Here is a 23,822-nt window from a genome sequence, read left to right on the forward strand (position 1 = left end):
AATATCTGTATAGGCAGACCGATTCAGCACAACACTAGACCTCGTTCCGGACACTCGCTATAACTTCTGCGGGTGTAATATCAGACAGACAGGACTCTCCACAACGACCGCATCCGACACAAAGTGCCTCTTCAAAGGCCTCTACGAAACCGCGGTGTTTATGATAATAACGATACTTTAACCTGGTGGCGCTTTCCGGTCTGAAATTATGGCCCCCTGCAACTGATGCAAAGTCCAGTAGATTGCAAGAGTGAAGTGTTTTAGTTTTTGTCGCACCCTTCAGGTCCATATCAACATTTTCCTCGACACCATAGCAGTAGCAGGTTGGGCAGACATTAGCGCAGGTTCCGCAAGACAGACACTTATCGCCCCAGATCTGCCAGGCCTTCGAGTCAAACTCCAGGTCAAGAATCTTAGTCAGATCGGAACTATCCACTGTGGTGGTAAACAGCTTATTCTTTTGGGAGGAAACATGTTTATAGCGCTGATGATCAATTTGGCTTGGTTCTTTGCCACTGATCTTTTTTATAAGCTCAAAGGCCTGAGAGGTTAAAATCTCGACAAAATATTTTTCACCAATGTCAGTAATAAACAGATCAAAACCATGCAGAGCAGTATCTGTCCCCATCGATTGGCAAAAACATTGAGGCTCGGGTGTGCAGTTTATACCAATAATGAACATGGATTTTCGTTTGCCAATGTAATATGGATTCGGATAAACACTTTCAGCCTGCACCATATCCAGTTTATTGAGAGCGTTAATGTCACAGGCATGCATGCCAAAAAAAACCAGCGGTTTATAGACATTGATATCTGTATTTTTCTGCCAGTCTGAGGCACTTATTTCAAATGAGGAAAGATTCTCCTGGTACGGAAGGACAAAACGCTTAGCGGAGTGGATGGTAGAGGTATAACCGAGAACAAGCTCATCGAAACCGTAGACCACGTCAAAATCATAAAGAGATTTTCCGTCACGATCTGTGCCTTTCAGGATGGGACCAACAACAATATTGTAGGCAAGCAGCTCGTAAAGTGATGACAGTTTTTTCTTCGGGAACACTTTGAATATCATCGGATATTCACCTTTAGCGGCATGAAAAAAAAGGAACTTTCACACACCACCCGGCTAGAATGAGTTTTACATTTTCATTTCGTAATTCGTTTGCACTTACTCAGCTACAGTCCTTTGGGTCTATATTTACTGGACACCACCTTAATAGTAAGATTCATTTACATTATGCTATCACAAAGTTAGTTTTAGTGTCATACTATTTTTAACTTAGGCGATTTTTTTATGCATAATTGAAGAAACGAGACAGCCACTCTGCTGATCAATAGTGAGACAATCTGCAAATCATGCCTAAAAATACCTCAAAATTAGCAACGTACGCCCTCAATCCAATTCGCTCTCTTGGGCAATACTCCCTTTTCACCACTTCTGCCCTATTCCTGATTTTTCAAAGAAAACAGCTTCGATCAATTGCGCAGCACATCTATTCTATTGGAGTGAGCTCAACCATAATTATCACACTGGTTGCCCTTTTTACCGGTATGGTTCTTGGCTTACAGCTCTACTACACCCTAATCAAGTTTGGAGCAGTAGGAGCCTTGGGTTCTGCCGTCAGTCTCACCCTGATCCGTGAACTTGGACCTGTGCTAGCAGCTATCATGATCACTGCCCGTGCAGGTTCTGCAATGTCGACTGAGATCGGCGTCCAAAGAATAACTGAGCAAATTGACGCCTTAACAACCATGGGGATTAATCCGGTTCGTTATCTGGTCAGTCCGCGCCTTATGGCCGCAGTTATCAGTTTCCCGATACTGACTACATTATTTGACTTAGTTGGAATTATGGGGGCCTATCTGAGCAGCGTTCTCTTGTTAGGCCTAGACAAAGGAACGTATTTTTACCGTGTACAGTCAAGCATCGTGATGGAAGACATCCGCGGTGGATTGATTATCTTGGTTGCGCACTGGTGACTGACCCTGAAATTGTCCTCTTTGATGAACCAACTACCGGCCAGGATATTATCCGAAGAAATGCGATCTTGAGCATGATTGCCGACACTTACTCTCTTCGATCGTTTAAAGCTCGTTACCAAAGCACATTAAACCGTAAATCACCTGACGAAAAGTACATCATTGCAGTTTTCACGCTCTCAGATTTCAGTTCTTTATGTATGGCCGCAGGTCATGATGCAGGGCAAACAATCCTCAAAAAATTTGGCGACTATCTAAATGAATACTTTAATGATGTCGGTGCCTTTTCTACCCGCCAAAAACGTAATGTCTTTATTACATTTCTTACCTTTTCGGATATAACAGAGGCGACAAAACTTGTAGATGACTTTGTTATCTGGCTTGAAGATGCTGTCGGCAGGTCGCCTTTTCTCCCATTGCACAACAGCTCGAAGCGCTGCGTCATCAAAATCATGGCCGGAATCGCTGAAGGACTGCCTCGTCAAGATGCATTAAATGATATTGTAACTTTGGCAGCAAAAAATCAGAAAGATATAGTATATATACCCTTAGGTGGTGATTGAAATGAAAAAGAACATTCAGGAACTCATAGCAGGGTGTTTTGTGCTGACTGGAATTACTCTTATTGTCTTCATGAGCGTTAAGCTGGGTAATATTGATCTGCTCAACAGCAACAGCTACCTGCTCTACGCAAAATTCTCTACGGTCAATGGGCTCAGAACAGGAAACCCCATTGAAATGCATGGCATAAAAATTGGTGAAGTCAAATCATTTACCCTCGATCAGGAAAACCAGATGGCCGTGACAGGGCTGAAAATTGACAAAGATATTAAGATTTTCGGTGATGCGATTGCCTCCATAAAAACGGCCGGACTCATTGGTGATAGATCTATCTGTAAACACCTGTCACCAGACACACAAAAAATACTGCCATGAACGAAGTAATGTATGAATTCTGGATCTGTTTTGTACCGCTTTTCGTCGCCGTTGATGCCATAGGAATCCTGCCGCTGTTCATCAGCCTTACTAATGATCTGGAAACTCAACGTAGACGATATATTATTCTACAGTCAGTCTTCACAGCAGCACCGGTTGCCCTTCTTTTTCTTTTCACCGGCCCCACACTTCTGGTGTTTTTAGGTGTGGCTATCCCTGACTTCATGATAGCAGGAGGAATTCTACTTCTGACAATCTCTTTGGGAGACCTCTTGACGGGTGAAAAAAGGCAGCGCAAGCCTGACCCGGAAAGCCTTGGCGCTGTGCCGATTGGCATCCCCCTGATTACCGGACCTGCCGTACTAACCACCTGCATTCTTTTAGCCAGTACTCATGGTAATCTGGTCACTGCCAGTGCCACAATAGCAAATATTGCTATAGCTGGAATAGTGTTCTGGTTTTCCGAACCATTGACTAAGTGGCTCGGACGAACTGGAACAAGAATTGTGTCAAAGGTTGCAAGCCTTTTACTGGTTGCTATTGCTATAATGCTGATCCGCAAGGGTGTATTTGAAACTATCACCAATTTTATATCTACCGTACCCTCACCATAGCTGTCGCATACTTAAAATTGTCCAGATCAATAAAACCCATAATACTCTTATTGTCGCTGCGCTTCTTTAAACTTTTCAAGTAACTGCACCTCAATCGGCTTGCTCGCTTCACCAAAATAAATTGTCTGGTGCGGAAAAGGGATTTCTATACCATTTGCATCAAAGGCCAGTTTAATTCGTCGCAAATATTCGCGCCCCACCAGCCATTGACGAATCGGTTTTGTTTTTATCCTTCCCTTAATGATAACCGCTGAATTATCAAATTTATCAACTCCAAATATTTCTGGAGGTTCCAGCATATAAATCCCAAAATTCTCATCAGCCAGCATCTCCGTGCCGACCTTATTCATGACCTCAATAACCTGGTCCGTGTTTTCTTTATAAGCAACACCAATATCAAAAACGTATGCCGACCACTCATTGGTGAGATTACTCAATGTCTGGATAGATCCGTTAGGGAATATATGAACTATACCTGAGAGGTCGCGCAGAATAATTGTACGAAAATTTATTTTTTCGACTAAACCACCGGTTCCATTGATGATTGCAACGTCGCCAACTCGCACCTGGTTTTCGAGAATAAAAAAGAATCCCGATATCACATCTTTAACCAGATTTTGGGCACCAAAACCAATCGCCAAACCAAGAACTCCAGCACTCGCAAGTATTGGCCCAATTTCGACACCAACCTCTTTAAGAACAATTAAAACTACAGTAGTCCACAATGCCAACAGAGACGCCTGCCTGACTAATCGAATGACAGTTTCAATTCTTTTTGCTGATTCGGTGGGTGGTTCGCCGGCTTCCTGCCCCTGAGTTAGAAGTTTCTTTTCCAGACGTAGAAGAAATTTTTGCAGAAGAAACATACTGAGGCGGGCCAAAAACAGAATAATACTAATCTTAATGCATGTTTGTATTAAGCTCTCCCAACTGACTTTATGCAAATATTCACTAATAAAATTCATATTTCCCCCTCCTATGAATGTCCAATATCGGCGCCTCTCTTAAGCAGTAGATTTACTACATCGACGAAAGGCTCTCATTAGCGAAATCCCAATTGATGAGATTATCAATAAATGAAAATCCAAGGTGTTGGAACTGATGTATGGAGCCAATCCATCTTTGTCGTACGGAAGCTTTGACAGGGTAATAGTCATTTTGTCTCCTTTTATTATCTCATTTGTTTACGCCAAATAGCACCTAACTTTGGTAAGCAGTATTAAGGTTTGGGCGGCTTATCTGTCAGGCCGACATGTTCATTTTTATTATTCTCAATATGGGTAGCATAACTATGGAGAAGCCAGCCGACAATGATCCCAACGGCAAGAACGAGAAATATCAAAATCGCCCTGGAGACAGCCAAAGACCAGATAAAAAATTGAATTTCAACTATCGCGACATTTTGTACAACAAAAAGAACAGCCATGCCAACTAAGGTAAGAATGAAGATGAGCTTAATATTCATATAACCACCTCTATTTGTCATTATTCTGTAGACAACTTTCAATTTCAGGTAACAGTTCAAATATTCACAGCACCACTATTTCCCTTTGGTGCCAGCACCTTGGGTGACACCATGCCACCAGATATAATTAATTTAAAGGCATCCTCAACGGTCATAGACAAGGGAATAACATCTTTATCCGGAACTAGAATGTAGAACCCGGAGGTCGGGTTGGGTGTAGTCGGAATAAAAATATTTAGGAGGTTGTGTTTTGTAATATCCTGAATTTCACCAGTCGCAACACCTGTCATAAAGCCGATTGCCCAGACATCTTTTCTGGGGTACTCAAGAAGAACAGGTTTACGAAACCCCTTATTCCCCTTGCCAAGGGTTGTGTCCATAACCTGTTTAAAGAGGGTGTAGATTGAGTTAACCAATGGAATACGCTGAACGATTCGATCAGCATAGAGAACAGCTTGCCTGCCCAAAAAATTGGTGGCTAGAAAACCAGTAGAAATAACAAGTATAAAACTTAGAATCAAACCAAAGCCTGGAATATGAAAGCCAAACAAACTATCCGGCTGATAGGCATGGGGTAAAATTTTATACAAAAATGAATCAATGCGGTTCACAAACCACTGGACAACCAGGAAGGTTAAACCAATGGGGGTAATAACAACAACTCCTGTGATAAAAAAGGTTTTCAGTTTGGTGAAACGGCCGGGGACACTGGTATTTTTGTTGTCAGGTTCTGTCATATTCACTCTTCAGATCATATGCTGATCAATGTTTATAGGTAACAAAAGATGTTTGGGCATATCATCACTCCCTCGTACTCTTTTAGAAAATCATCAGCTCAAAACGCCATGCCGATACTCAGGTGAAAAGCATATTCACTTTCGGTTTCAGGTCTGCTGTCTGGGTTAAAGGCCACATCGAACCTTGCTGGACCAATGGGAAGAAGATACTGGATACCGCAGCCAACTCCATATCGGAAATCACTGAAAAAATCCTTCCAGGTAGCATCAATGAGCTTTTGACGAGTATCGGCCAACGACGACACCCCATCATTGGTGGTCTTATTTGGCGATATATTACCGGCATCAATGAAAAATGTCCCGGCTATATGAGTAGTAAAGGTGCGGCGAAGCTCAACTGAAATCGTATTAAACGCCGTACCACCAAGAGAGGCTCCGGAACTGTCCTTAGTACCGAGTTGTGACTCGCGAAAACTTCGAACTGAGTTTTCACCTCCATTAAAAAACCGTTCATCCAACGGAATGCCGTCTTGGCCTGGGCCAGGCAGAACAACACCCATATTGTATCGCATGGCTAATACCAATTGATCCTGAATTTTCTTAAAATTACGAACGCTTGTCGTAAAGCGCAGGTACGAAAGATCGCCACCGATTATTGTGTCAGCATATTCCAGTGAGACATTACCGTGATAGCCGCTTTTAGGGAGAAAAAAATCATCGCGGGTATCTCTGCTCAAGCTCAGGGTAAGTGCGGCATTAGTATAGTTATTGTCGATATACAGTGGATCAAGAGTAGTCTCAATGTCAGTGATCTTTTTAGCGCTGTACGAATATCCTCCGCTAACTCGGGATTTATTGTCGAATTTTTTTGAGAGGAACATCCCAACGCCATTCTCTTCAATTGCGTAGTCAGGTTCTTTCCGGTAACGATAATAAATTGGGAGATCCGCTAAAATAGTGGTATTCAGAAAGTAGTGGTCAGTAAATCCCGCCAATACCTGACTACTTTTTGATGATACATTATTATCTAAACGAAAGCTTCTGCCGGTACCAAACAGGTTTTTATCGGTATAACCGACCGCAACTCTCAGCAACTCATAGGAGCCCCACCCTGGTTCAATAAAGAACTCCTTTGCCGGTTTCTCTTCTACTTCAACTATCAGCTTCTTATTGCCTGGTTTATCGAGCTGTTCAAGCGCAAAATGCACCTTGGCAAAAAGACCGGTCTGGTAAAGCCCAGAGAAGCTGGCTCTCTCAGTTTCCAAGGTGTAAGGCTGGCCGACAGCAAGCTTAATTCTCCTGCGGATATACTCTTCAGAGATCCCATCGTTACCCTGCACAACAATCTCCTGTATCGATGTTGGCTCGCCTTGTTGGACATCAACGACAAGATCCATCACTTTTGTTTCTGGTCGTTTAATTGTATCGACTGCCGTGCTCACATCACTAAAACCCTTATTTTGAAACTGTTCCTGAATCCTGCTTCTCAGCAGAAGTTTCAGCCGAGGATTGTAGGCAGTGTTCTCAAATGCGGCGGTAATATCCTGGATCTGATCCTGGATATCAGCTGAGCTGCGAATTTCACCAACCCTGTATTGTGGGCCTTCGTTAATTAGTATATTGATCAAAGCAAACGTCTCTTCAGTAGCATCTGCAATCAGTTCAGGCAAATTTACTGTAACATCAAGAAAACCTTCCGCCAAATAAAAATCAACCAGACTGCCAGCAAAAGACTGAAGCTGTTGCTCCACATAAGGAAACGGCACCTGTTTGTCCAACTGGGCCATCAGTTTCTTATCCAACCCAAGAAGATACCTTTCCGTATACGAACTATTTCCTTCAATATGCACTGATTTCAGTAAAACACGCCCCCATTCAAAAACTGAAAAAAGAAGATCGTATTGACCTTGTTGCTCAGATATATGATAGGTCACAAGTACTGCGGGATAACCAGCCAGACGATAGGCTAACTCCATCTTAAAAGCAGCGTCGTCAACAGCGGTTTTTTTCATGCTGTTTGTCTCAAATATCTGCAACTCTTCCTGGGCAAAAGCAATAAGCTCGGCGTCCTTGAAAAAGGTATTACCATCAAATCGTAACGAGAAGGAAAACTGCTTACTTTCCTGATGTGGAAATAGAGTTTTAAGAAAAGCCGTACCGTCTACCGCCAGACAGAATCGGCTTGGAACCATTAACGCCATGAGCAGAATGAAAAAAAAGACGTAAAAGGCTCTATTTTTAGAAATGATAGGTATCACAACATTAGTGAGTAAACGCATCAGTTATTTGAATTTAAAAACCAGGCGAAGACCGCCATTATATTTATCCCACACATCTTTTTCACCGGTCAAAAGCAGAGCATTTTGACCATTTCTAATATTTTCAGCCAGGACAAATTGCGCCTCTATAGTCTCTTCACCCTGTTGAGTAATATTTTTGCCGATTTCAATCTGTAAACGATCTGGAACAGTTGTCTCATTAGTATCGCTACCCCAGATACTCTTCAGCAAGTTTTCACCAAGGTAGACAGCAACACCTGAATAGTTTTTTGACTGATTCTGAGGGTTGTTAAGTCCTGATGGACGCTTACCAGCTAAAAGTAACATCAAAAGCTCTTCATTTGACAAAGAAGGTGTGGAGGAAAGCATAATAACAGGTGCATCATACACACCTGATATGCCTATGACGATATCATAGCCCATCATTTTTGCTGTACCATTTAATTCAAGAACAGGCCTATCCGGATCAGTTTCTAAAAACTGCACAACTCCGGCATCCATCTTTACCTTTCCAGCCGGTAAGACAAGATTAGTCTCAGCTATATAGATTTTCCCTGTTAAAAACGGCACTTCACCGGTGCCATGCAACTCAAGTTGTGGGGTAATTTTTCCCCGCAGCATATTATTGGCTATAGCAACCGGCTCTTTAGATGTAAGCGTCAGGTTAAAAACAGCATCCCGCAAGGGCGGATCGGTAAAGGCCGGAAACTGTGGCGGCGGGGTTGCCCGAGAAGAAAATCCTGAAAGTAAAGACGATATAAAATCGATGTTTTTGGTAACTCGAGTATCGGTAAGGACAATGCTACCATCTATGGAAGGGCGATCAGAAATACCGTAAACCTTTAATGACGCATCTCCCCGAATTGTAACACCCTCTGACCTGTAAAAAAGGAGATCACTTCCACTAACCTGAAGATCAAGAGAAACCTGCCCATCATCTCCAAGCAGAGAAATTGTCCCCTTACCCATGAGAGGGGCGCCCCCAAGACTGCCGGCAAAATGACTGATCGTAACAACTGAGTCAACTATCTTGGCCTGTAAGCCAACTTCTTGTAGGGCGGGCATATCATTACTAAAGCGCATTGCCCCATTCCGCAGGGAGATTTGCGCATCGACAAGTGGGTTTGCCAAAGTTCCGGTAAGCTTAAAGTCGGCATCTGCCCGGCCAGAAATACGGCGTAACAGCTCAAGACGGTCAGCCAGCCAGCTGATATCTTTAAAGGTAATAGTTCCTTTAAGATCAAGACCAGCGTCCAGAACGGACTCTTTCCCATCCGCCCAAAACTCATTATCAAGCAGACCATTAGCGAAAATTGATCCCTGGAGCACAATAGAGGAACTATCAGAAACAATTGTAGATTGAGCCACAGATATTTTGTTCTTTTCGCCTTTTACGGCAATATCCACCGATATTGGTTCTGAGGGCAACCAACCGGAGCTGTCTTGTAGTATGAGATTGTCTGCCTTCAACTGCAAGACGCCAAGGGGATTCTGCCGTGTACCGTGAAGATCGATTTTACCTGAAACTGTACCTACTTGGACAATCTTATCATGAAAAAACCATGAAATAAGTGGAGATGACTGCAGATCAATATCTCCAAATAGCTGCAGTGGGCCATTGGTAAACTCTATTTTTCTGTCTTCTATCGATATCGGCAACTCCCCATGCAGCTGCAGTCTCGGAGAGACATCATCGCTCAAAACGAATTTAATAATTTTCAGAGTACCAGCAGCTAACGAAACATCAAAAAAGCCATCAAGGGGAGGGGCATCTTTGGCTTTAATTTGTTTGATGTTTCCTGAAAATTTAATTGCAGGATCTTGAAGGCTACCTTTTATTCCAACCTTCATTGAAGCCGTTCCAAAGGAGAATTCCGGTTGGCCAATACCAACCATGAAATCAGCACCATCAGCTATATCGCCTGTTAACCGCAAGTCAACCTGGTCAGTTGACGCCAGTCCTGCAATTGAAGCTCTCCCGGCCTCATACTGGAAGACGATCGGCTCTAGCGTCGATATTTGTCCGGTTTGATAACTAAATTGGGCCGAATTCAGCAAGACAATATTCTTCCCTCTATAGGTTGATGAAAAACTGTTTAGATAAGCCACAAATTGGTCCCATTCCCGGTTAAAGGCAATTTCCCCGGCAAGAGATGAGACAGTAAAATCCTGACCAGGATATCGACCAGTAAAGGATCGAATTGTGAGATCGTTACCTGACAGTTGTGCATCAACTTTGATCTGTTCAATTCTTTCCCCAGTATAAGAAAGTGAGTCAGAATCAAATGCAAATTCCCCTGAAAAACGTCCATTTACCCTTCTAAAATCCAATTCCCCAGTTAAATCACCCTGCAGTTGACTTTGCTCTCTTATGCCTTCCGACAGATAGTTATCAATTTCAAAAACCTTGACTTTAAACGTTCCCGTTGTGTCGTTAGGTCTCATAAAACTATAACTGAGGGCACCCTCTAGTGCGTCTTGACCTTTTACCGCCCTGATTGCGTCAAAATCAATTTCCCTATCACGAACTGTCCCGCTAAGATCAAGAAAATCTAAGTTCGTTTTCTTATATGTAATTTTCTGTCCTTGAATTGAAAAATCAGTTATCAGATCACCGATCTCACCTCCAAGCTGCAGATTTGCCTTTAAGATCCCTTTGAATGGACCAAATTCCGGTATAAAATCGGTAAGGTAGTCAGCATCTGTCGAATCAATTTGTATGTCCGCTTTAATCGGCACCGCCTGCCAACTTTTTGAAGCAGACCAAGGGTTGAGGTCTGCCTCAATACCATTAGCACGTAAAGAAACTTTTTCTGAATTAAGCAGAAGATGAGGAACCGATAAAACACCCTCGTTCAATTTGCCACTGGCTTGAAAGGTATCAACTTTATGTCGTTCTATAATGGCGTTCACTTGCTCCGGAAGCTGCGTTTCATACTTTCCCAGACGTGCAATTGACAATTCAAAGTGCCCAATTGCTTTTCCAACCAACTCCGACCAATTTCCGGAGAGAACAGGTTCCAGCGGCAGGACATTTTTTTCAATATGTATCTGATCTTTCTGCGCTTTCAGACTAAGTTCAGTTATCTGCAGCTGACCATCTGCGGCACTGGCCTGTAAACGAAATATATCGATAGGAACCCCAAACAACTTTCCTTGTTCAAGTAAAAAAAAGACCTCGCCGGTCAGGCGATATGGTTCTGCCATCGGGAAAGCGAGAACGCCACGTCCTTCTAGATTTCCTGTTTTTTCAATAGTGTCTCCGGAACTAACAACATCAATTTTCTTTAGGTTAATTCCTGAAATCGAAAAAGTGACTCGGGCCTCTTCTGCTATTACCGCCTCAAAGTTAGACCTACCTTCCCAAACTGTCACTTCAGCCTTTACGGAGATGTTCTCGCCATCACTTTTAACTATTAGATCGCGAGCAAGTTCTTCTCCGCCAACAGTTAACAGAGCAACTTCGTACGAACCAGGACGATACAAGGAGTCAACCCGAACCTCTTCGGCAGATGTTTCATAGTGTCCAAAAGAAAGATCAATACGTGAAGCTGTGACACCTATTGGCAGTACACTATTCTCGGTTGTAACAGATTGAGACGAGACCGATATCTCCCCTGCCCGTAATCCGATAGTCGTATCTGCTCGGGCAATGACCACACTCTCAAATCTGATCAAAAATGAAGGCAGGGGAAATGAGATACCCGGGAGATCAAAACCATATGACGAAGAAGTTGAAGAAGCTGATTGAAGATCGAATCTTGCAGATTGAAGGTCGGCAACAATCCGTGCCTTAGAGATTAGGGTTGAAAGATTTATTTTCAGATCAGAAAGTGCGAAATTAACCTGTAGCTGTGGCAGGTCAGTGTGAAGATTACTGCCATCTTCGAGGCGATAATCAACTAGTATGTTTTTAAATTCTATGGATGAAATAAGATCAGAATGGACAGACGCTATTGTCAGATCGAGGCCTGGCAGATACTTTTCAGCAAAAGGAATGGCAATGGATTGAACAGCAAAATTAACCAGGAGAAAACGACTACCATAAATCAGTCCGGCAAGAACAAGGAGAACGCATGCTGGAAAGACCAGAGTGCGCAGGATAAATTTCATGTAGTGTTTCATCCAAGATGCCAGACAACTTTATAACTTTAGCGAAAACCACGGCGCTGCCCGTTTGAGTTCATTTCAATAGACTTAAAGAGCGTGATCTATCGGTTGAGAGAATGGTCTTCATAAGTGAAGTGCCATTAAAAAACCAAGGTAAGGCTGTGTATTTTCCCGGAGGTTTTTTCTTTGATCTGCACTTTGAGTTCCTTGGCAGTCTCAGCTTCTGCTGGGAAAAACAAAAAACCATTGGCCAGACTGTCATTCGGAAAGCTCTTCCCTTCAAGTCCTTTATCACGAATATCGTCGGCAATTGTGCGCCGTTGTTTAGGATCTGTACCTTTTTTTGTGCCGCCGATAACCGCTCCGCCGGCACCACCAACAGCAGCCCCTTTTCCGGCTGATTCAAGTACATTATCCCCGGAAAGAATTCCGAACGCTGCTCCAAGTATTGCACCACCAGCGGCACCTAGAGTTGCCCCCTTCGTTGCCCCTGAGGCAAAAGCTCCCATCTCTGTAGCTTCAGACACACGCTCTACTGCAGCCTGATTCGGGATAAGAGTCCAGTAGCGATTGTTGTTGTCGACTAAAAAGGTCTGACCGCTGACAACCTCCATACTCTCGCCAGACTTATTATCCATAACAACTTGAACAGGCAAAAGCCCGGCTTTTTTAATATCAAACCCAAATGCCTGTTTGGCCTCTTTATTATCGGCAAAAGCCTCTGCTCCAATGGTAGCACCAGCCACCGTATGGGAGTTAGGATAATCAGAAGCAGGCCTGAAACCCACGTATTGTGTTGTATAGGTTGAACAGGCAGACATAAGAAAAAGAAAAACAAACAGATACACATATCGTTTCATTGGATAGCCCTCGTTTTATAGTATTTCAAAATAAGAATTGAAGAGTTGATTATAAGTATTCCTCTATCCTTGTCAAAAGAATTACGTAGCTGATATTTATTTTCACAGGATATAGACCATTATAAAATGAAGAAACTTAAAGCCACTAATAAAAGAAGGATAGTGTCAATGAGCCAAAACTATGATTGTCCGGTTGCTCTTTAAATTCCCGAGAACGTAAAACCTGGGTCCAGGTGATCTTGTACCCTGCGAAGTAAATTGCCAGACCACCGGCAAAATCTGCGACAAATGGTTCTTTCGTAACACTCTGACTATCAGTAAACGTATTTCCGTCTAAAAAAATATCCTGCAAAACAGCACGCCCGTTAACGGCTCCAAAAATATAGGCCGTTTTGCCATTTTTTATGGTGAATCTGGTATTTCCGGCTGGTCGGATCAGAGAAACACCAAAATCTTCCGGCAGATTCCACCCCAGGCGCATCTCCAAGCCGCCATTGGCGTAGGTGTAAACATTGCCAAGAGCACCGCCAGCGTGTGCGATGGAATCGAAGTTGGGTATGCTTGCCCTGTAAAGAAACGGCAGCCGCCATTTTCTCTCATAAATTGCAGCAACTCCCGGTTCATTTTTAAGTTGATTGTCCCATCCGTTAGGTCGTTGCAGGTTTCTTAATTCGTGCACACTCTTTTGAGATTCTTCGGCAAAAGACTCTGGCCCAATCAAACCAAATTGAAACTCGAAAGTATCCATTATGGCTTTACTTTTGCTGTGAAATGCCGCCCCAAAGTATGTCCAGCCGGCATATGGCCGATCGTCAAGGATCCGGTCTTTACGAATGATATCCGAGGGCGTATACATATTTTGTCCTAATGAAAACTCGACACGACGAATGAGATTCGGCTCATTTATAAAGGGCAGTTTATTTACATAGTCGATACTCCATTGGGGCAATTTACCGCTTTCAACGAACCTTTTGAGATCAGGAGAGATAAGAGAGATTTTAACGCCGTTCGTGTAGTTGCTGTCGGTTCCATTAAACAAATCATTCTCAAAATAAAAACTGAGCGTCCAAGGATTTTTACCTTCAGTAGCATTTGCAGGTGGGGGGAAGACAACGACGTAAAAAAAACAGTATACAATAGCAAAACAATTCCAGAGATAGCATTTTTTCCAAATAGGCTTCATGTGAGATTCCAAAGGACATTACGAGGTACGTATCCCATAGTATTAAAGATATGGTGTAAACAGTTTAAAAAACCGATTTCTCAATATTACGAAAAATCCTCTCCCCTCAAGCTCCCGAAGAGTTGGTCTTGTAGAGTTAACTCCTTTGGTATCGAGAATACCCTCCACTGTCCGGGCAAGCTTTGTATTATAACATTCAACATTGAACTCAAAGTTGAGCAGCAGACTTCTGGCATCCCAGTTCGCCGAACCGAGCAACACCCACTCACCATCCATTACCATTAGCTTTGAGTGATCAAACGGGGCAGCAGTATAAAGCACCTCGCAACCAGATCGAACCAGTTCCACGAGAGACGCATCTGAGGCCCATTTAACCATGCGAAGATTTGTTTTGCCGGGAAGTAGAATTTGGACCTTTACACCCCGCAGTGCAGCAATCTGCAGGGCCGTGATCATTTCGTTGTCCGGCACAAAATATGGTGTAGCAATCCTTATTGAAGAACGGGCACCCGCAATTGCCCCCATCATTACAAATCTGAGCTTATCAAAATCTTCATCAGGGCCGTCTGATATTCCACGGGCAATCACATCGCCTTGGGTCTCAGAAACGGGGAACCAGGCAGGACCCTGGAGATTTTCTCCGGCGTTAAACAGCCAGTCTTCGACAAAGACCTGCTGTAGTTCAGCAACCACATGCCCCTGAATCTTAAAGTGAATATCCTGAACAGTGTAGTTTTTATTGTTTGCAGTAACACAGAATTCTGTAATATTTATCCCACCGGTAAAGCCGATAATTCCATCTACCACCATTATCTTTCTGTGATTACGCAGGTTGAGATATCGAAACCTCCATGGCAGCAGTGTTTTCATAAATCTGGAAACGCGAACACCGTCTCTCTTAAGCCCACCAATGATGGATGGAATTGAATACCGAGCCCCTACAGCATCAATCAACACCCTAACATCAACTCCTCGCAGTACAGCCTCTCTAAGAGCTACTCTGAATTTATTGCCTAATGAGTCATTAGCAAAAATATATGTGGACAGGGAAATTGAAATTGTAGCGCCCTCGATAGCTGTTATCATTTCGTGATACGCCTGATCACCGTTAATGAGGGGGGCAATTGCATTACCGCTCAAAAGCGGCCGCATAGTCACCTTTTCGGTTAAACGGCAGAGCGCACTTACGGAACGTTCCTGACCAAAAATAGTATCAATCTGATGCGGAGAAACAACAAAATCCTGTGAAGGAATTCCCAGCGCCTTCCTCTCTCTGGAAAATTTCTTGGCCCGACGCTGTATTCTGTTTATTCCAAATAACCAGTACAAACATACACCAAATATCGGGGCAAACCAGATCAGACCCAACCAGCCAACAGCCGCCCGAAAGTCACGCTTCAGCATAACTACATGAACTGCAGTCATCATCATAGCCAGAAGCGTAAACGCAGTTATTAAAAAATGAGGCCAGAACTCATGAATCAACTGCAAATTCGTATTCATGGTTTCACGCTATTTATCCCTGAGCCATTGCATTGTTTGTTAGAATACCATTTCAAGAAAATTGAGTATCTGACAGTACCATATCTATCTAACGATATATTGATATATTATATATTTACTTTTTACTTGACTTAATCTGAAAGCTTAGGGCAAAGTTAGTATAGTAAATTTAAACCACCTCATAATAAAGAAAGCAGAAAGGAGTATAGCCAATGAAAATGACAGAGATTAAAACAATAGCCAAAAATATTGGTGTAGCACCGGGCAAATTAAAAAAGAATGAACTGATCCACGCCATTCAGAGCAAGGAAGGCAATGTCGCCTGTTTTCAAACCGGGATAACTATTTGTGATCAATACCAATGCTGTTGGCGAGGCGATTGTTTACCCGAATAAATGAGTGCATAATAGCGTTAGTCTTCCTTCTGAGAGGCCGGCCGAGGTTTGGTCTATTTTGCCGATGGATGTTCACCGTTAATCAGTAACTGAAGGTCAGCAATAACAGGCAAATGATCACTTGCCACTTTAGAGACCATAAGACGGCATCGCCAACTATGGAGGGACTCTATTTCACCACGGCAAAAAATTTTGTCCAGCCCCACTGCTGGAGCAAAAGAGGGGAAGGTCAGCATGGGTTTTCGGCTATGGCTCCCATGGTCGGTGGCACATTTAAAAGAGTGCCGATCGATAAAAATCGGTGTTAATACTGTCCTCCAGTCATTGAAATCTCCGGCAACCAGACACGGTGCGGAAGATGTCGTTTTTAAAAACTCAGTGGAACTGAATAAAAGTTCCAACTGCTGCAACCTTTCCCGGGCAACAAGACCAAGGTGCAAATTGAAGACAGCCAGTCCCAATGCCCCCCAGCCACTTTTTGCCTCTGGCAGCTCCAGTCTGGTAAACAGGCATCCGCGAGACTTCCGGAAGCCAATTGTCAGATCAATATTTCTTTCATCAACAATTGGAAATCGACTCAAGGTTGCATTCCCGTACATTCCATTCCGTAGTTTGACGTTCAGGCCGATCGCATGGTATGGATATTTGAGCTGTTTGGCAATTTCATCGCCAAGATTTAGCCTTTGTGACCTGGGAACACCCACATCAACCTCCTGCAAAAGGACAATATCAGCGTCGTAATGGTCAAGTATCCGGATGATGCGCTCTAAGCGAAAACGCCTGTCAAGGCCAATCGCACGGTGCATATTGTAGCTCAAAATCCTTAAATTCATTGCCATCCCTTGGGAACAAAGTGTCCTAAAGCATCCTCTACGCCTAGCGTATTCAAAAACATTTAAGGAGCGTCATCATGAATGAACGTATTGATAGCCTGCTGGAAAAAATTAAAACGCTTCAGGCTGGGCTCCATATTGAATTCGAAGAGGAGCTGAAAAAGGCACAAAAAAAACTCAATTACAGTTTTCAAAAGAATAAAATTATATGGGAGAAAAAGGCACTCCAAGCCCAAAAGGAGTTCAAAGAAAACCTCTATAAGTTTTTTAGAAACTCAAATATACTTTTCATGATAACTTCACCAATTATCTATAGCCTTATCATTCCCCTGGTTTTTCTCGACCTGTTCATCTCTGTTTATCAGGCTTTATGTTTCCCTCTTTACGGCATTACTAAAGTCAAGCGTTCAGACTATCTGATCATTGACAGGCACCACCTCGCCTACCTGAATATAATTGAAAAGCTCAACTGCATTTACTGTGGATACGGTAACGGACTTTTATCATACGGAATGGAGATTGCGTCACGCACAGAAGAGTTCTGGTGTCCGATCAAGCACGCAAGGAAAGTCAAAGACGTTCCCCCCAGATATCATCACTATGCAAACTTTGGTGATGCCGAGAAATACCGCCAAAAAATACAACAGATGCGAGAACGAAAAAGCCTTTAAGAGCGGATCTTTTTAATACAGTTGACTATTGATTCCGAGTAAAAGCAGCCAAGCATACCTATGACAGTAGATACTGTTGTAACCCAGAACAAGGTAAGGTGAAGAGTTTGATTTTTATAATAAAACAGATCGAGAATAAAGAGGATAATACCAAGATGCATCGCCGATGAACCAACCCTGACCCAATACCCTTTTTTCTCAAAATGCAGATACTGATTGCCAATCAACGCCAGGCACAGCACCGCAAACTGTGCAGCAAGCGCCACCATCAGATTGATCTTTAAGGCCGTTATGATCCCATAGTAAAAAGAGACTACACCCAAAAGAACAACAAGCGCCAGGGTGAACCAGTTCAAAATTGTAGTTGGCAGCAGCCGCTTGGGAACACAGATGCCAATCAATAAAATAAGACAGATAATAAACGGACTCACGACCTCATTCATAGAGTTCATGTACTGGGCTTTAAACAGGGGCTGCATGTTCTGAATCTGGGCATGTTTAAAATAAAACATCCCATAAATGCAGATGGCGGAAATAATTGCTAAGACAACTGCTGTCGCAAGAATCAGATAAAAATCATAGGAAGCTTTTTGGGTAGGTCCTGTGTTTTCCATATACATCACTGAAATGTGTGTTCACCTGGGAAAAAGAATGAGCTTACAAAAGTAAATAGCATCGCTAAAAAACATAAGATCCCAAGAATTGAGGTAAAATACCACATACTTTTTTTGTTAGCATATAACCGAGTATGCAGATAGGTGCTGTATATAGCCCACATCATAATTGAACTGCATATTTTGGGATCCCACCACCAGTTTGGCCCCCAAGCCTTTAGAGCCCAGGGATATCCGAGAAGCATTCCCAAAGTCAGCATAAAATAGCCAAACTTAGCAAAATCGTACCCTAGAATTTCGACCTCAAGCTCCCTGTTAATCAGCATAAACGATGAGGTGATAAAGGTTATAGTTATGGCTGCATATGACAAAAATAGCATTGGGGGGTGAAGCCACATATAACTGGCATTATAGTAAAATATCATTTTAGGATAGAGCTTCATGAACAGACCAAATTGTTCCATCGGTGCCAAACCCTTTTGAAACCATGGTGTGATTTCAGCAAAAAACTGTGGTAATGGATCAACAAATGGATTCGTCACAAAAAAGATTATCAGAATCTGAGCAGCCAAGAACAGCAGCAAAGCCCCTTGAATCCGGTGATTCTTGAGACGATTAAAGGCGGCTTGAGCCATTGCTGAGTAGCACATAAACCAGAAGAAATATTTTTCGTTTTCAATCCATAACGGGATCGCATATCGAGGAGGACTGTTGGCATCATAAAGGGCAAAACTATAGGCGGCCTGACTGTTCATGGACGTAATCTGCTTATTAATCCATCCCGACAACGACTCAGGAAGAAGCAGAGGGAGTTCCGTATAAATTCGGTAATGCAGCCAGCAGATCAGTCCAAATCCAAGGAGGAAGAGGATGTTGGAACTGTAAAGCAGATAACGACTATAGGCCGTTCCGACAGGCGATTTACTGAAAATATTGGTAGTGCCCAATAAGCCGGCAAGAATACCTATTAAGAACAAGCCATAAATGACAGGGTTGCCATAAAGTGCAATTTGACCGGTAATTTCCACAAAATCCATCTATAGCCTACCCCTGGATGTATTTATATCTTATGCTGATTCGAAGATTAGCCGATATAGATTAAAAATCCAACTCTTAACCTTCCTTATATCAGCAGAGTTTAAACTACGCATGCATCTTTGGCAAATTAAACAAAATAAGAAAATTTGGCTATGCAACGTTTGCCTTCGCAAACTGACCTCTGTTGTCATGCTTGGCAACTGGCAATGGATAGATGAGGTGAACGACCACAGCGTTTGCTGCGACAAGTGCCGATGCAACGACTACACCGCAGAAAAATACGGTAAGTTCCGTTGCTTCTTCCGTTATTTCACTCAGAACCACCTGCACAAACCAGGTCGACTAAAGGCATACCGAAGAGCTATCTTGTAGGTATCAACTCGTATCTCGCCTTCAACCAATCGTAATAGACCCCATTGTATAGATCGTAAACATCGCTTTTTTTTGTTTTTTTGTTCATGTACCCTGTAAAAAGTAGTACAGTTACAACTGAATGACAACCGCCCGACATAAATTATCCAACATCTAAAGTAGGCATATAATGACAGATCAAGAACGACGAAGAGCTATCAGGCGCCAGTGCGATAACCACTGGATTGACGTTGTGATTCAAAACGCCCATAATCCATCAGCCTGCGGACCTGAACTGAAAGTTAGAGTTGAAAATATCTGTGACACCGGGATGTGTTTGATATCTTCCTCACCATTTGAGTTGGGGCAGGTACTCTCTTTTTCAGCTGACGACCTCCCCTGTCAGGGTACTGTTGTCTGGACATGCCAGTCGAAGGTTGAATGTAAGGCTGGTGTACAGTTTTCGTAATTCAGGCGATCAGTTGCCTTATGGATACTGTCGAGAATCTTAATCGGAAATGAGAAAAAGGACGGCACTACTTTTACTTCTGGTTATTGCTTTAACAGCACTCTATTTCACCCCCAAACTCCTCAACCAAAAACACTTTCAGGATCGCATAACCCGGGACTTGATCACAACATATGGTCTTGATTGCCGGTTTGCCGCTATCAGGTGGCACTGGTTACCATTTCCTGCTCTGTACATTGAACATTTCGAATCCAAATCAGACCTATTCACCTTAGAAGTTCCTCTCATACAACTCACTCCTCGCTTAAAATTTATTTTTGATGACAAAGGTCAGTTAGGCCGCATCAAGCTCATTAAGCCAGTCCTGCACTTTAAACATCTGCCAACTGCCGATAACATCAGAAGCAAATCAGCAATACCAGATTTGAACTTTGCTATTTCGGAAGGATCCATAACATTACCCCGAATTGACACAATTGGCGGCACGAACATCTCTCTCCAACCACTGGAAATTACTGACTTTAACCTGAAAATTAAGAGTACCAGTAACCGACTAAAATTTAATGGGAACTTTCAATCAAGTTTTAGTGATAAAATTGAAGCAATTGGCCGCATCGATCTCAACAAAAAATATTACCGTCTCGATTTAAGTGCCAACGAGACAAATATTGCCCCATTATTCAATCAGGCAGACAAAAATTACCAGATAAATGACTCACGAATATCCCTTAGGATGCATTGTGAAGGTTTAGGTAAAGACAATTTCAAACTGAACTTTTCTGAAATCAATACCCCTTTCTCCCTTACTGCATATGGAGAGAGCTACAAAATACGCTCTATTGGCAATGTTGCCTTCACTAAACTTGCCAATGAATTCTTTTTTGAGTTCGACCGTTTTGATTTTGAAGATCCTGCCGCAAGCTTTTCAGGTAAAGTGTCTAAACGTAATAACTCTCTTCAGAAAGAACCCGAGTGGACACTAGATATTTCAGGAAATGATATCGATCTCGCCTCTGTTCGGACACGGATTTTATCGTTATGGCCTGAAAATGAAACCGCCACCACAACCTGCTCAGTTGTTAGAGGTGGTTTTGCCAAAACTGCCCGTTATATTTTCAAAGGACCGACCACAGACTTTGAATATCTTGATAAAATGAAAATTTGGGCTGAAGCTGTTGATGTTCCACTTTACATTTCGGATATTGGTCTTGCCATTGATCGTGCCAGCGGACCAATCAGTATTATCAATGGCTACCTTGCCGGAAAAAACCTGATGGCCGACATTGGCTCCACCCACGGCAAAAAGGCCTCTTTATGGCTTGATCTTATTGAACAAGATGATGCCTTTTATCTCGATATTAATCTGGACGCTGATCTTCAGGATCTCCAGGATGTGCTTGGAATAATCATTGAAGATGACGCCTTTCAGAACGAACTCTGTCAATTTTCCGAAATTTCCGGCAGAGCAAAAGGCAACCTTACCCTTGGCAACACACTCGGTAATGTCGAAACAACTGTTCAGATATCGTATCTGTCTGCTGCCGGATTTTACGACAGACTGCCGTGGCCTTTTAAACTCGATGGCCGAAAGCTTGATATTTTACCCGACAAAGTTGTATGGGATGATTTTCAAGCGCAAGTTGGCGGGCAGACAATCAAAAAAACCTCCGGTTCAGTTGAGTGGGCAAATGAGATCAGTATACAAGTTACTGAACTTGATGCCACTGCTAACCTCGAGACTCTTTTCGATCAGTCATTCCTTCAGGTGAACACCGGCAAAGCCTATCTTAAAAACGCCCTTCACGAAGTCATCACAGCAATTACTGGAGTGGCTGATTTTTCCAACACACAGTTTTCGGGGCCAGCTCTCTACCCTGAAAAATGGAAATTTGAGACTGCATTCGTACTAAACAACACAACAATTCATAGTCCGTACCTGCCTCCCGCTATTGTCAGTGAAATAGTTCAGGGAACTTTATCATCAAAGCAGGTTCGCTTTTCAGGAATTTTCAACTCTTTCGACCAGAATTTATTTATGTCCGGCACCTATAGCCACACCTTGCTTGACAACTGGCATGGCCGTATTGATCTGAATGGCATCGTTAAACCTAAACTTGGACAATGGCTGCGATCTACAGGCTGGATTCCGGATGAATTCTTTCCACGGCTACCGCTGACTTTAAATAATTTTCAAATAGCCAACACGGCGCCGTCTTTTGATTCGTTTCATCTTAATGGTGAGATAATCGCCCAGATCAATCAATCCGATACCAAATCAATGCTGATCGATATCAGTAAACAAAAAAATATATCCCTGAGCAGTTTGAATTTTAACGATGGTGTTATGCAGGGCAAAATCACCTACCTGGATCAATCGAAAAGCGGTCGATCACTGCTGACCTGGCAGGGCGGCATTACTATGAAAACCTTAGACTCATTTTTTGAGAAGAATATATTTAAAGAGGGTCAGATCAACGGTGTCTTCAGTCAACTATCCACTAAAAAACCAACTAAGGATACGACCTATGCCGGATACCTTGAGATCAATGATCTCTCCTGGAACTACCTACCCGACACCCCTCCCCTTATTGCCAGAAACATTCGGCTTAACGGAGAAGGAAACACCATACAGTTAAAACAGTTCACTTCAGAAATTGAGGGTGACACCCTCGATGCAAAAGGCCAAATAACCCATTCAACAGATAAATTTCTTCTCGATATCTCCCTTCATTCAGAAAATCTGACTTTCAATAAGATTAAAACCGCCTTTGATCTTCACAAAGAATTTATTAAAAAGAATCTGCAACCCACAAATTCGAATGGTCTGTTATCTCAGGAAGAACATACCGACTTTATTGATCAGCTCTCAGGCAAACTCGATTTTGACTTTTTTCGGCTGAACTATATCAAACAACCTGCTGACACAGAGAGCTTACCAAGCCAACCACCACATGTTTACACCTGGAAAAATCCCTATGGCACGATTTCATTTGATTCCGGCGACATAAAACTGCAATTTTTCCCAAGTGATCTATGCGGCATGAAAATGTCTGCCACCTATTATAATGGCGATAACGAATCGAAAAGTTTTTTTGATTTTATCTCGGGCACTGATGAGATTAACTTCGAGGAGTTTCTGCCCTGCATGGGGCAACAAAAAAGTATCATAAAAGGCCCTTTCAAAATAAAAGGGCACATAGAAGGTTTTCCCGGCAACTGGAACACTGGCGACCTGTCATTAACGTCAGAGGGCGGCATTATTAAAAAAATGAATATTCTCTCCAATATTTTCAGCGTTATTAATTTCACTGAACTTTTTGCCTGGGGTGAGCCACCCGATATCGACGGCAAGGGCCTTATGTATAGCGACCTGGTCTTAAAATCATATATTGACAAGAATACGCTGGTACTTGAACGTGCCGTTTTAAAAGGAAAAGGCGTAAATCTAACTGGTCGTGGTTCAATTGACCTGGCCGACAACGAATTCAATACTGATCTGACTTTTTTTGTTGCGCCTTTCAAGATGATAGACAACGTTATTACCAACGTTCCTTTGGTCGGCAAGGCAATTGGCGGTGAGAAAGAATCTATTTTCACCTTTCCAGTCGGTGTTTCAGGCCCTCTTGCTAATCCTGAGACCACAGCACTTCAGCCCAGTGCTGTCGGAAGTGCGGCAGTTGAATTCATACTTGACACCTTAACGCTGCCTTTTAGAATATTTATTCCTGATCTCACAAAAAACAAAAGACCAATTCCCATCGATGCCGAACCGATTAACGAATAA

The 23,822-nt window shown here is 42.7% G+C and carries 21 protein-coding genes and 1 pseudogene; 8 read left to right on the forward strand and 14 right to left on the reverse strand.

The window, feature by feature from the left end; genetic code table 11:
• Positions 1-34: 34 nt before the first annotated feature.
• Positions 35-1,072, reverse strand: a complete 1,038-nt coding sequence (locus HQK80_00125; protein ID MBF0220631.1) for a 4Fe-4S dicluster domain-containing protein — start codon at positions 1,070-1,072, stop codon at positions 35-37.
• A 284-nt stretch (positions 1,073-1,356) separates the two neighbouring features.
• Here HQK80_00125 and HQK80_00130 point away from each other — a divergent pair, with 284 nt between their 5' ends.
• The 4 genes and pseudogenes from HQK80_00130 (at position 1,357) to HQK80_00145 (ending at position 3,530) form a co-directional block, all read left to right on the forward strand.
• Positions 1,357-1,980, forward strand: a complete 624-nt coding sequence (locus HQK80_00130) for an ABC transporter permease (protein MBF0220632.1) — start codon at positions 1,357-1,359, stop codon at positions 1,978-1,980.
• Positions 1,971-2,066 (forward strand): annotated as a pseudogene (locus HQK80_00135) (ABC transporter ATP-binding protein). The gene HQK80_00130 and the pseudogene HQK80_00135 overlap by 10 nt, the downstream one beginning before the upstream one ends.
• 478 nt (positions 2,067-2,544) lie before the next feature.
• Positions 2,545-2,916 carry an MCE family protein gene (locus tag HQK80_00140; protein MBF0220633.1) on the forward strand — a complete coding sequence of 124 codons (372 nt, stop codon included), beginning with the start codon at positions 2,545-2,547 and terminating at the stop codon, positions 2,914-2,916.
• Positions 2,913-3,530 (forward strand): MarC family protein, encoded by a 618-nt coding sequence (locus HQK80_00145; protein ID MBF0220634.1) that lies wholly within the window; start codon positions 2,913-2,915, stop codon positions 3,528-3,530. The genes HQK80_00140 and HQK80_00145 overlap by 4 nt, the downstream gene beginning before the upstream one ends.
• A gap of 47 nt (positions 3,531-3,577) precedes the next feature.
• On the opposite strand, the gene HQK80_00150 is transcribed toward HQK80_00145, so the two are convergent.
• The 9 genes from HQK80_00150 to cls all read right to left on the reverse strand — a co-directional run bounded on the left by HQK80_00150 (position 3,578) and on the right by cls (position 15,667).
• Positions 3,578-4,495 carry a mechanosensitive ion channel family protein gene (locus tag HQK80_00150; protein MBF0220635.1) on the reverse strand — a complete coding sequence of 306 codons (918 nt, stop codon included), beginning with the start codon at positions 4,493-4,495 and terminating at the stop codon, positions 3,578-3,580.
• Between the two features lie 39 nt (positions 4,496-4,534).
• A complete protein-coding gene (locus tag HQK80_00155) occupies positions 4,535-4,687 on the reverse strand; it encodes a hypothetical protein (GenBank protein MBF0220636.1) in 153 nt (50 codons plus the stop codon).
• A gap of 62 nt (positions 4,688-4,749) precedes the next feature.
• Positions 4,750-4,995 (reverse strand): LapA family protein, encoded by a 246-nt coding sequence (locus HQK80_00160; protein ID MBF0220637.1) that lies wholly within the window; start codon positions 4,993-4,995, stop codon positions 4,750-4,752.
• Between the two features lie 56 nt (positions 4,996-5,051).
• Positions 5,052-5,732: a DUF502 domain-containing protein gene (locus HQK80_00165; GenBank protein MBF0220638.1), complete on the reverse strand. Its 681-nt coding sequence runs from the start codon at positions 5,730-5,732 to the stop codon at positions 5,052-5,054.
• Between the two features lie 98 nt (positions 5,733-5,830).
• Positions 5,831-8,011, reverse strand: coding sequence for an outer membrane protein assembly factor BamA (gene bamA, locus HQK80_00170; GenBank protein MBF0220639.1), 2,181 nt, complete (start codon positions 8,009-8,011; stop codon positions 5,831-5,833).
• Between the two features lie 3 nt (positions 8,012-8,014).
• A complete protein-coding gene (locus HQK80_00175) occupies positions 8,015-12,136 on the reverse strand; it encodes a translocation/assembly module TamB domain-containing protein (protein MBF0220640.1) in 4,122 nt (1,373 codons plus the stop codon).
• A gap of 125 nt (positions 12,137-12,261) precedes the next feature.
• Positions 12,262-12,981 carry a glycine zipper family protein gene (locus HQK80_00180; protein MBF0220641.1) on the reverse strand — a complete coding sequence of 240 codons (720 nt, stop codon included), beginning with the start codon at positions 12,979-12,981 and terminating at the stop codon, positions 12,262-12,264.
• Positions 12,982-13,126: 145 nt separating this feature from the next.
• The gene (locus tag HQK80_00185) at positions 13,127-14,020 is read right to left on the reverse strand and encodes a lipid A deacylase LpxR family protein (GenBank protein MBF0220642.1); all 894 of its coding nucleotides are present in this window, start codon (positions 14,018-14,020) and stop codon (positions 13,127-13,129) included.
• A gap of 186 nt (positions 14,021-14,206) precedes the next feature.
• A complete protein-coding gene (gene cls, locus HQK80_00190) occupies positions 14,207-15,667 on the reverse strand; it encodes a cardiolipin synthase (protein ID MBF0220643.1) in 1,461 nt (486 codons plus the stop codon).
• Between the two features lie 212 nt (positions 15,668-15,879).
• Here cls and HQK80_00195 point away from each other — a divergent pair, with 212 nt between their 5' ends.
• Positions 15,880-16,062, forward strand: a complete 183-nt coding sequence (locus tag HQK80_00195; protein MBF0220644.1) for an SAP domain-containing protein — start codon at positions 15,880-15,882, stop codon at positions 16,060-16,062.
• Positions 16,063-16,115: 53 nt separating this feature from the next.
• Here HQK80_00195 and HQK80_00200 read toward each other — a convergent pair whose 3' ends face one another.
• Positions 16,116-16,895, reverse strand: a complete 780-nt coding sequence (locus tag HQK80_00200) for an endonuclease/exonuclease/phosphatase family protein (GenBank protein MBF0220645.1) — start codon at positions 16,893-16,895, stop codon at positions 16,116-16,118.
• Between the two features lie 77 nt (positions 16,896-16,972).
• Here HQK80_00200 and HQK80_00205 point away from each other — a divergent pair, with 77 nt between their 5' ends.
• Positions 16,973-17,566 (forward strand): hypothetical protein, encoded by a 594-nt coding sequence (locus HQK80_00205; GenBank protein ID MBF0220646.1) that lies wholly within the window; start codon positions 16,973-16,975, stop codon positions 17,564-17,566.
• Here HQK80_00205 and HQK80_00210 read toward each other — a convergent pair.
• The 3 genes from HQK80_00210 to HQK80_00220 all read right to left on the reverse strand — a co-directional run bounded on the left by HQK80_00210 (position 17,563) and on the right by HQK80_00220 (position 19,542).
• A complete protein-coding gene (locus HQK80_00210; GenBank protein MBF0220647.1) occupies positions 17,563-18,180 on the reverse strand; it encodes a hypothetical protein in 618 nt (205 codons plus the stop codon). The two genes, HQK80_00205 and HQK80_00210, sit on opposite strands and share 4 nt — an antisense overlap.
• A 5-nt stretch (positions 18,181-18,185) precedes the next feature.
• Entirely contained in the window at positions 18,186-19,217 is a 1,032-nt protein-coding gene (gene ccsA / locus HQK80_00215) for a cytochrome c biogenesis protein CcsA (GenBank protein ID MBF0220648.1), read from the reverse strand.
• A 151-nt stretch (positions 19,218-19,368) separates the two neighbouring features.
• The gene (locus HQK80_00220) at positions 19,369-19,542 is read right to left on the reverse strand and encodes a hypothetical protein (GenBank protein MBF0220649.1); all 174 of its coding nucleotides are present in this window, start codon (positions 19,540-19,542) and stop codon (positions 19,369-19,371) included.
• A gap of 217 nt (positions 19,543-19,759) precedes the next feature.
• On the opposite strand from HQK80_00220, the gene HQK80_00225 reads away from it, so the two are divergent.
• Both HQK80_00225 and HQK80_00230 read left to right on the forward strand, forming a co-directional pair.
• On the forward strand, positions 19,760-20,038 hold the full coding sequence (locus tag HQK80_00225) for a PilZ domain-containing protein (protein MBF0220650.1): 279 nt from the start codon (positions 19,760-19,762) through the stop codon (positions 20,036-20,038).
• Between the two features lie 49 nt (positions 20,039-20,087).
• Entirely contained in the window at positions 20,088-23,822 is a 3,735-nt protein-coding gene (locus HQK80_00230; GenBank protein ID MBF0220651.1) for an AsmA-like C-terminal domain-containing protein, read from the forward strand.

It is taken from the genome of Desulfobulbaceae bacterium (assembly GCA_015231515.1).
Taxonomy (GTDB): Bacteria; Desulfobacterota; Desulfobulbia; order Desulfobulbales; family VMSU01; genus JADGBM01.

Excerpts from the sequence above, each read along its gene's own strand:
- HQK80_00150 (MBF0220635.1), bottom strand. The coding sequence starts at position 4,495 with ATGAATTTTATTAGTGAATATTTGCATAAAGTCAGTTGGGAGAGCTTA.
- HQK80_00125 (MBF0220631.1), bottom strand. The coding sequence starts at position 1,072 with ATGATATTCAAAGTGTTCCCGAAGAAAAAACTGTCATCACTTTACGAG.
- ccsA (MBF0220648.1), bottom strand. The coding sequence starts at position 19,217 with ATGGATTTTGTGGAAATTACCGGTCAAATTGCACTTTATGGCAACCCT.
- HQK80_00200 (MBF0220645.1), bottom strand. The coding sequence starts at position 16,895 with ATGAATTTAAGGATTTTGAGCTACAATATGCACCGTGCGATTGGCCTT.
- HQK80_00130 (MBF0220632.1), top strand. The coding sequence starts at position 1,357 with ATGCCTAAAAATACCTCAAAATTAGCAACGTACGCCCTCAATCCAATT.
- cls (MBF0220643.1), bottom strand. The coding sequence starts at position 15,667 with ATGAATACGAATTTGCAGTTGATTCATGAGTTCTGGCCTCATTTTTTA.
- HQK80_00165 (MBF0220638.1), bottom strand. The coding sequence starts at position 5,732 with ATGACAGAACCTGACAACAAAAATACCAGTGTCCCCGGCCGTTTCACC.
- HQK80_00155 (MBF0220636.1), bottom strand. The coding sequence starts at position 4,687 with ATGACTATTACCCTGTCAAAGCTTCCGTACGACAAAGATGGATTGGCT.
- HQK80_00210 (MBF0220647.1), bottom strand. The coding sequence starts at position 18,180 with ATGGAAAACACAGGACCTACCCAAAAAGCTTCCTATGATTTTTATCTG.
- HQK80_00180 (MBF0220641.1), bottom strand. The coding sequence starts at position 12,981 with ATGAAACGATATGTGTATCTGTTTGTTTTTCTTTTTCTTATGTCTGCC.
- HQK80_00225 (MBF0220650.1), top strand. The coding sequence starts at position 19,760 with ATGACAGATCAAGAACGACGAAGAGCTATCAGGCGCCAGTGCGATAAC.
- HQK80_00230 (MBF0220651.1), top strand. The coding sequence starts at position 20,088 with ATGAGAAAAAGGACGGCACTACTTTTACTTCTGGTTATTGCTTTAACA.
- HQK80_00195 (MBF0220644.1), top strand. The coding sequence starts at position 15,880 with ATGAAAATGACAGAGATTAAAACAATAGCCAAAAATATTGGTGTAGCA.
- HQK80_00175 (MBF0220640.1), bottom strand. The coding sequence starts at position 12,136 with ATGAAACACTACATGAAATTTATCCTGCGCACTCTGGTCTTTCCAGCA.
- HQK80_00205 (MBF0220646.1), top strand. The coding sequence starts at position 16,973 with ATGAATGAACGTATTGATAGCCTGCTGGAAAAAATTAAAACGCTTCAG.
- bamA (MBF0220639.1), bottom strand. The coding sequence starts at position 8,011 with ATGCGTTTACTCACTAATGTTGTGATACCTATCATTTCTAAAAATAGA.
- HQK80_00145 (MBF0220634.1), top strand. The coding sequence starts at position 2,913 with ATGAACGAAGTAATGTATGAATTCTGGATCTGTTTTGTACCGCTTTTC.
- HQK80_00160 (MBF0220637.1), bottom strand. The coding sequence starts at position 4,995 with ATGAATATTAAGCTCATCTTCATTCTTACCTTAGTTGGCATGGCTGTT.
- HQK80_00140 (MBF0220633.1), top strand. The coding sequence starts at position 2,545 with ATGAAAAAGAACATTCAGGAACTCATAGCAGGGTGTTTTGTGCTGACT.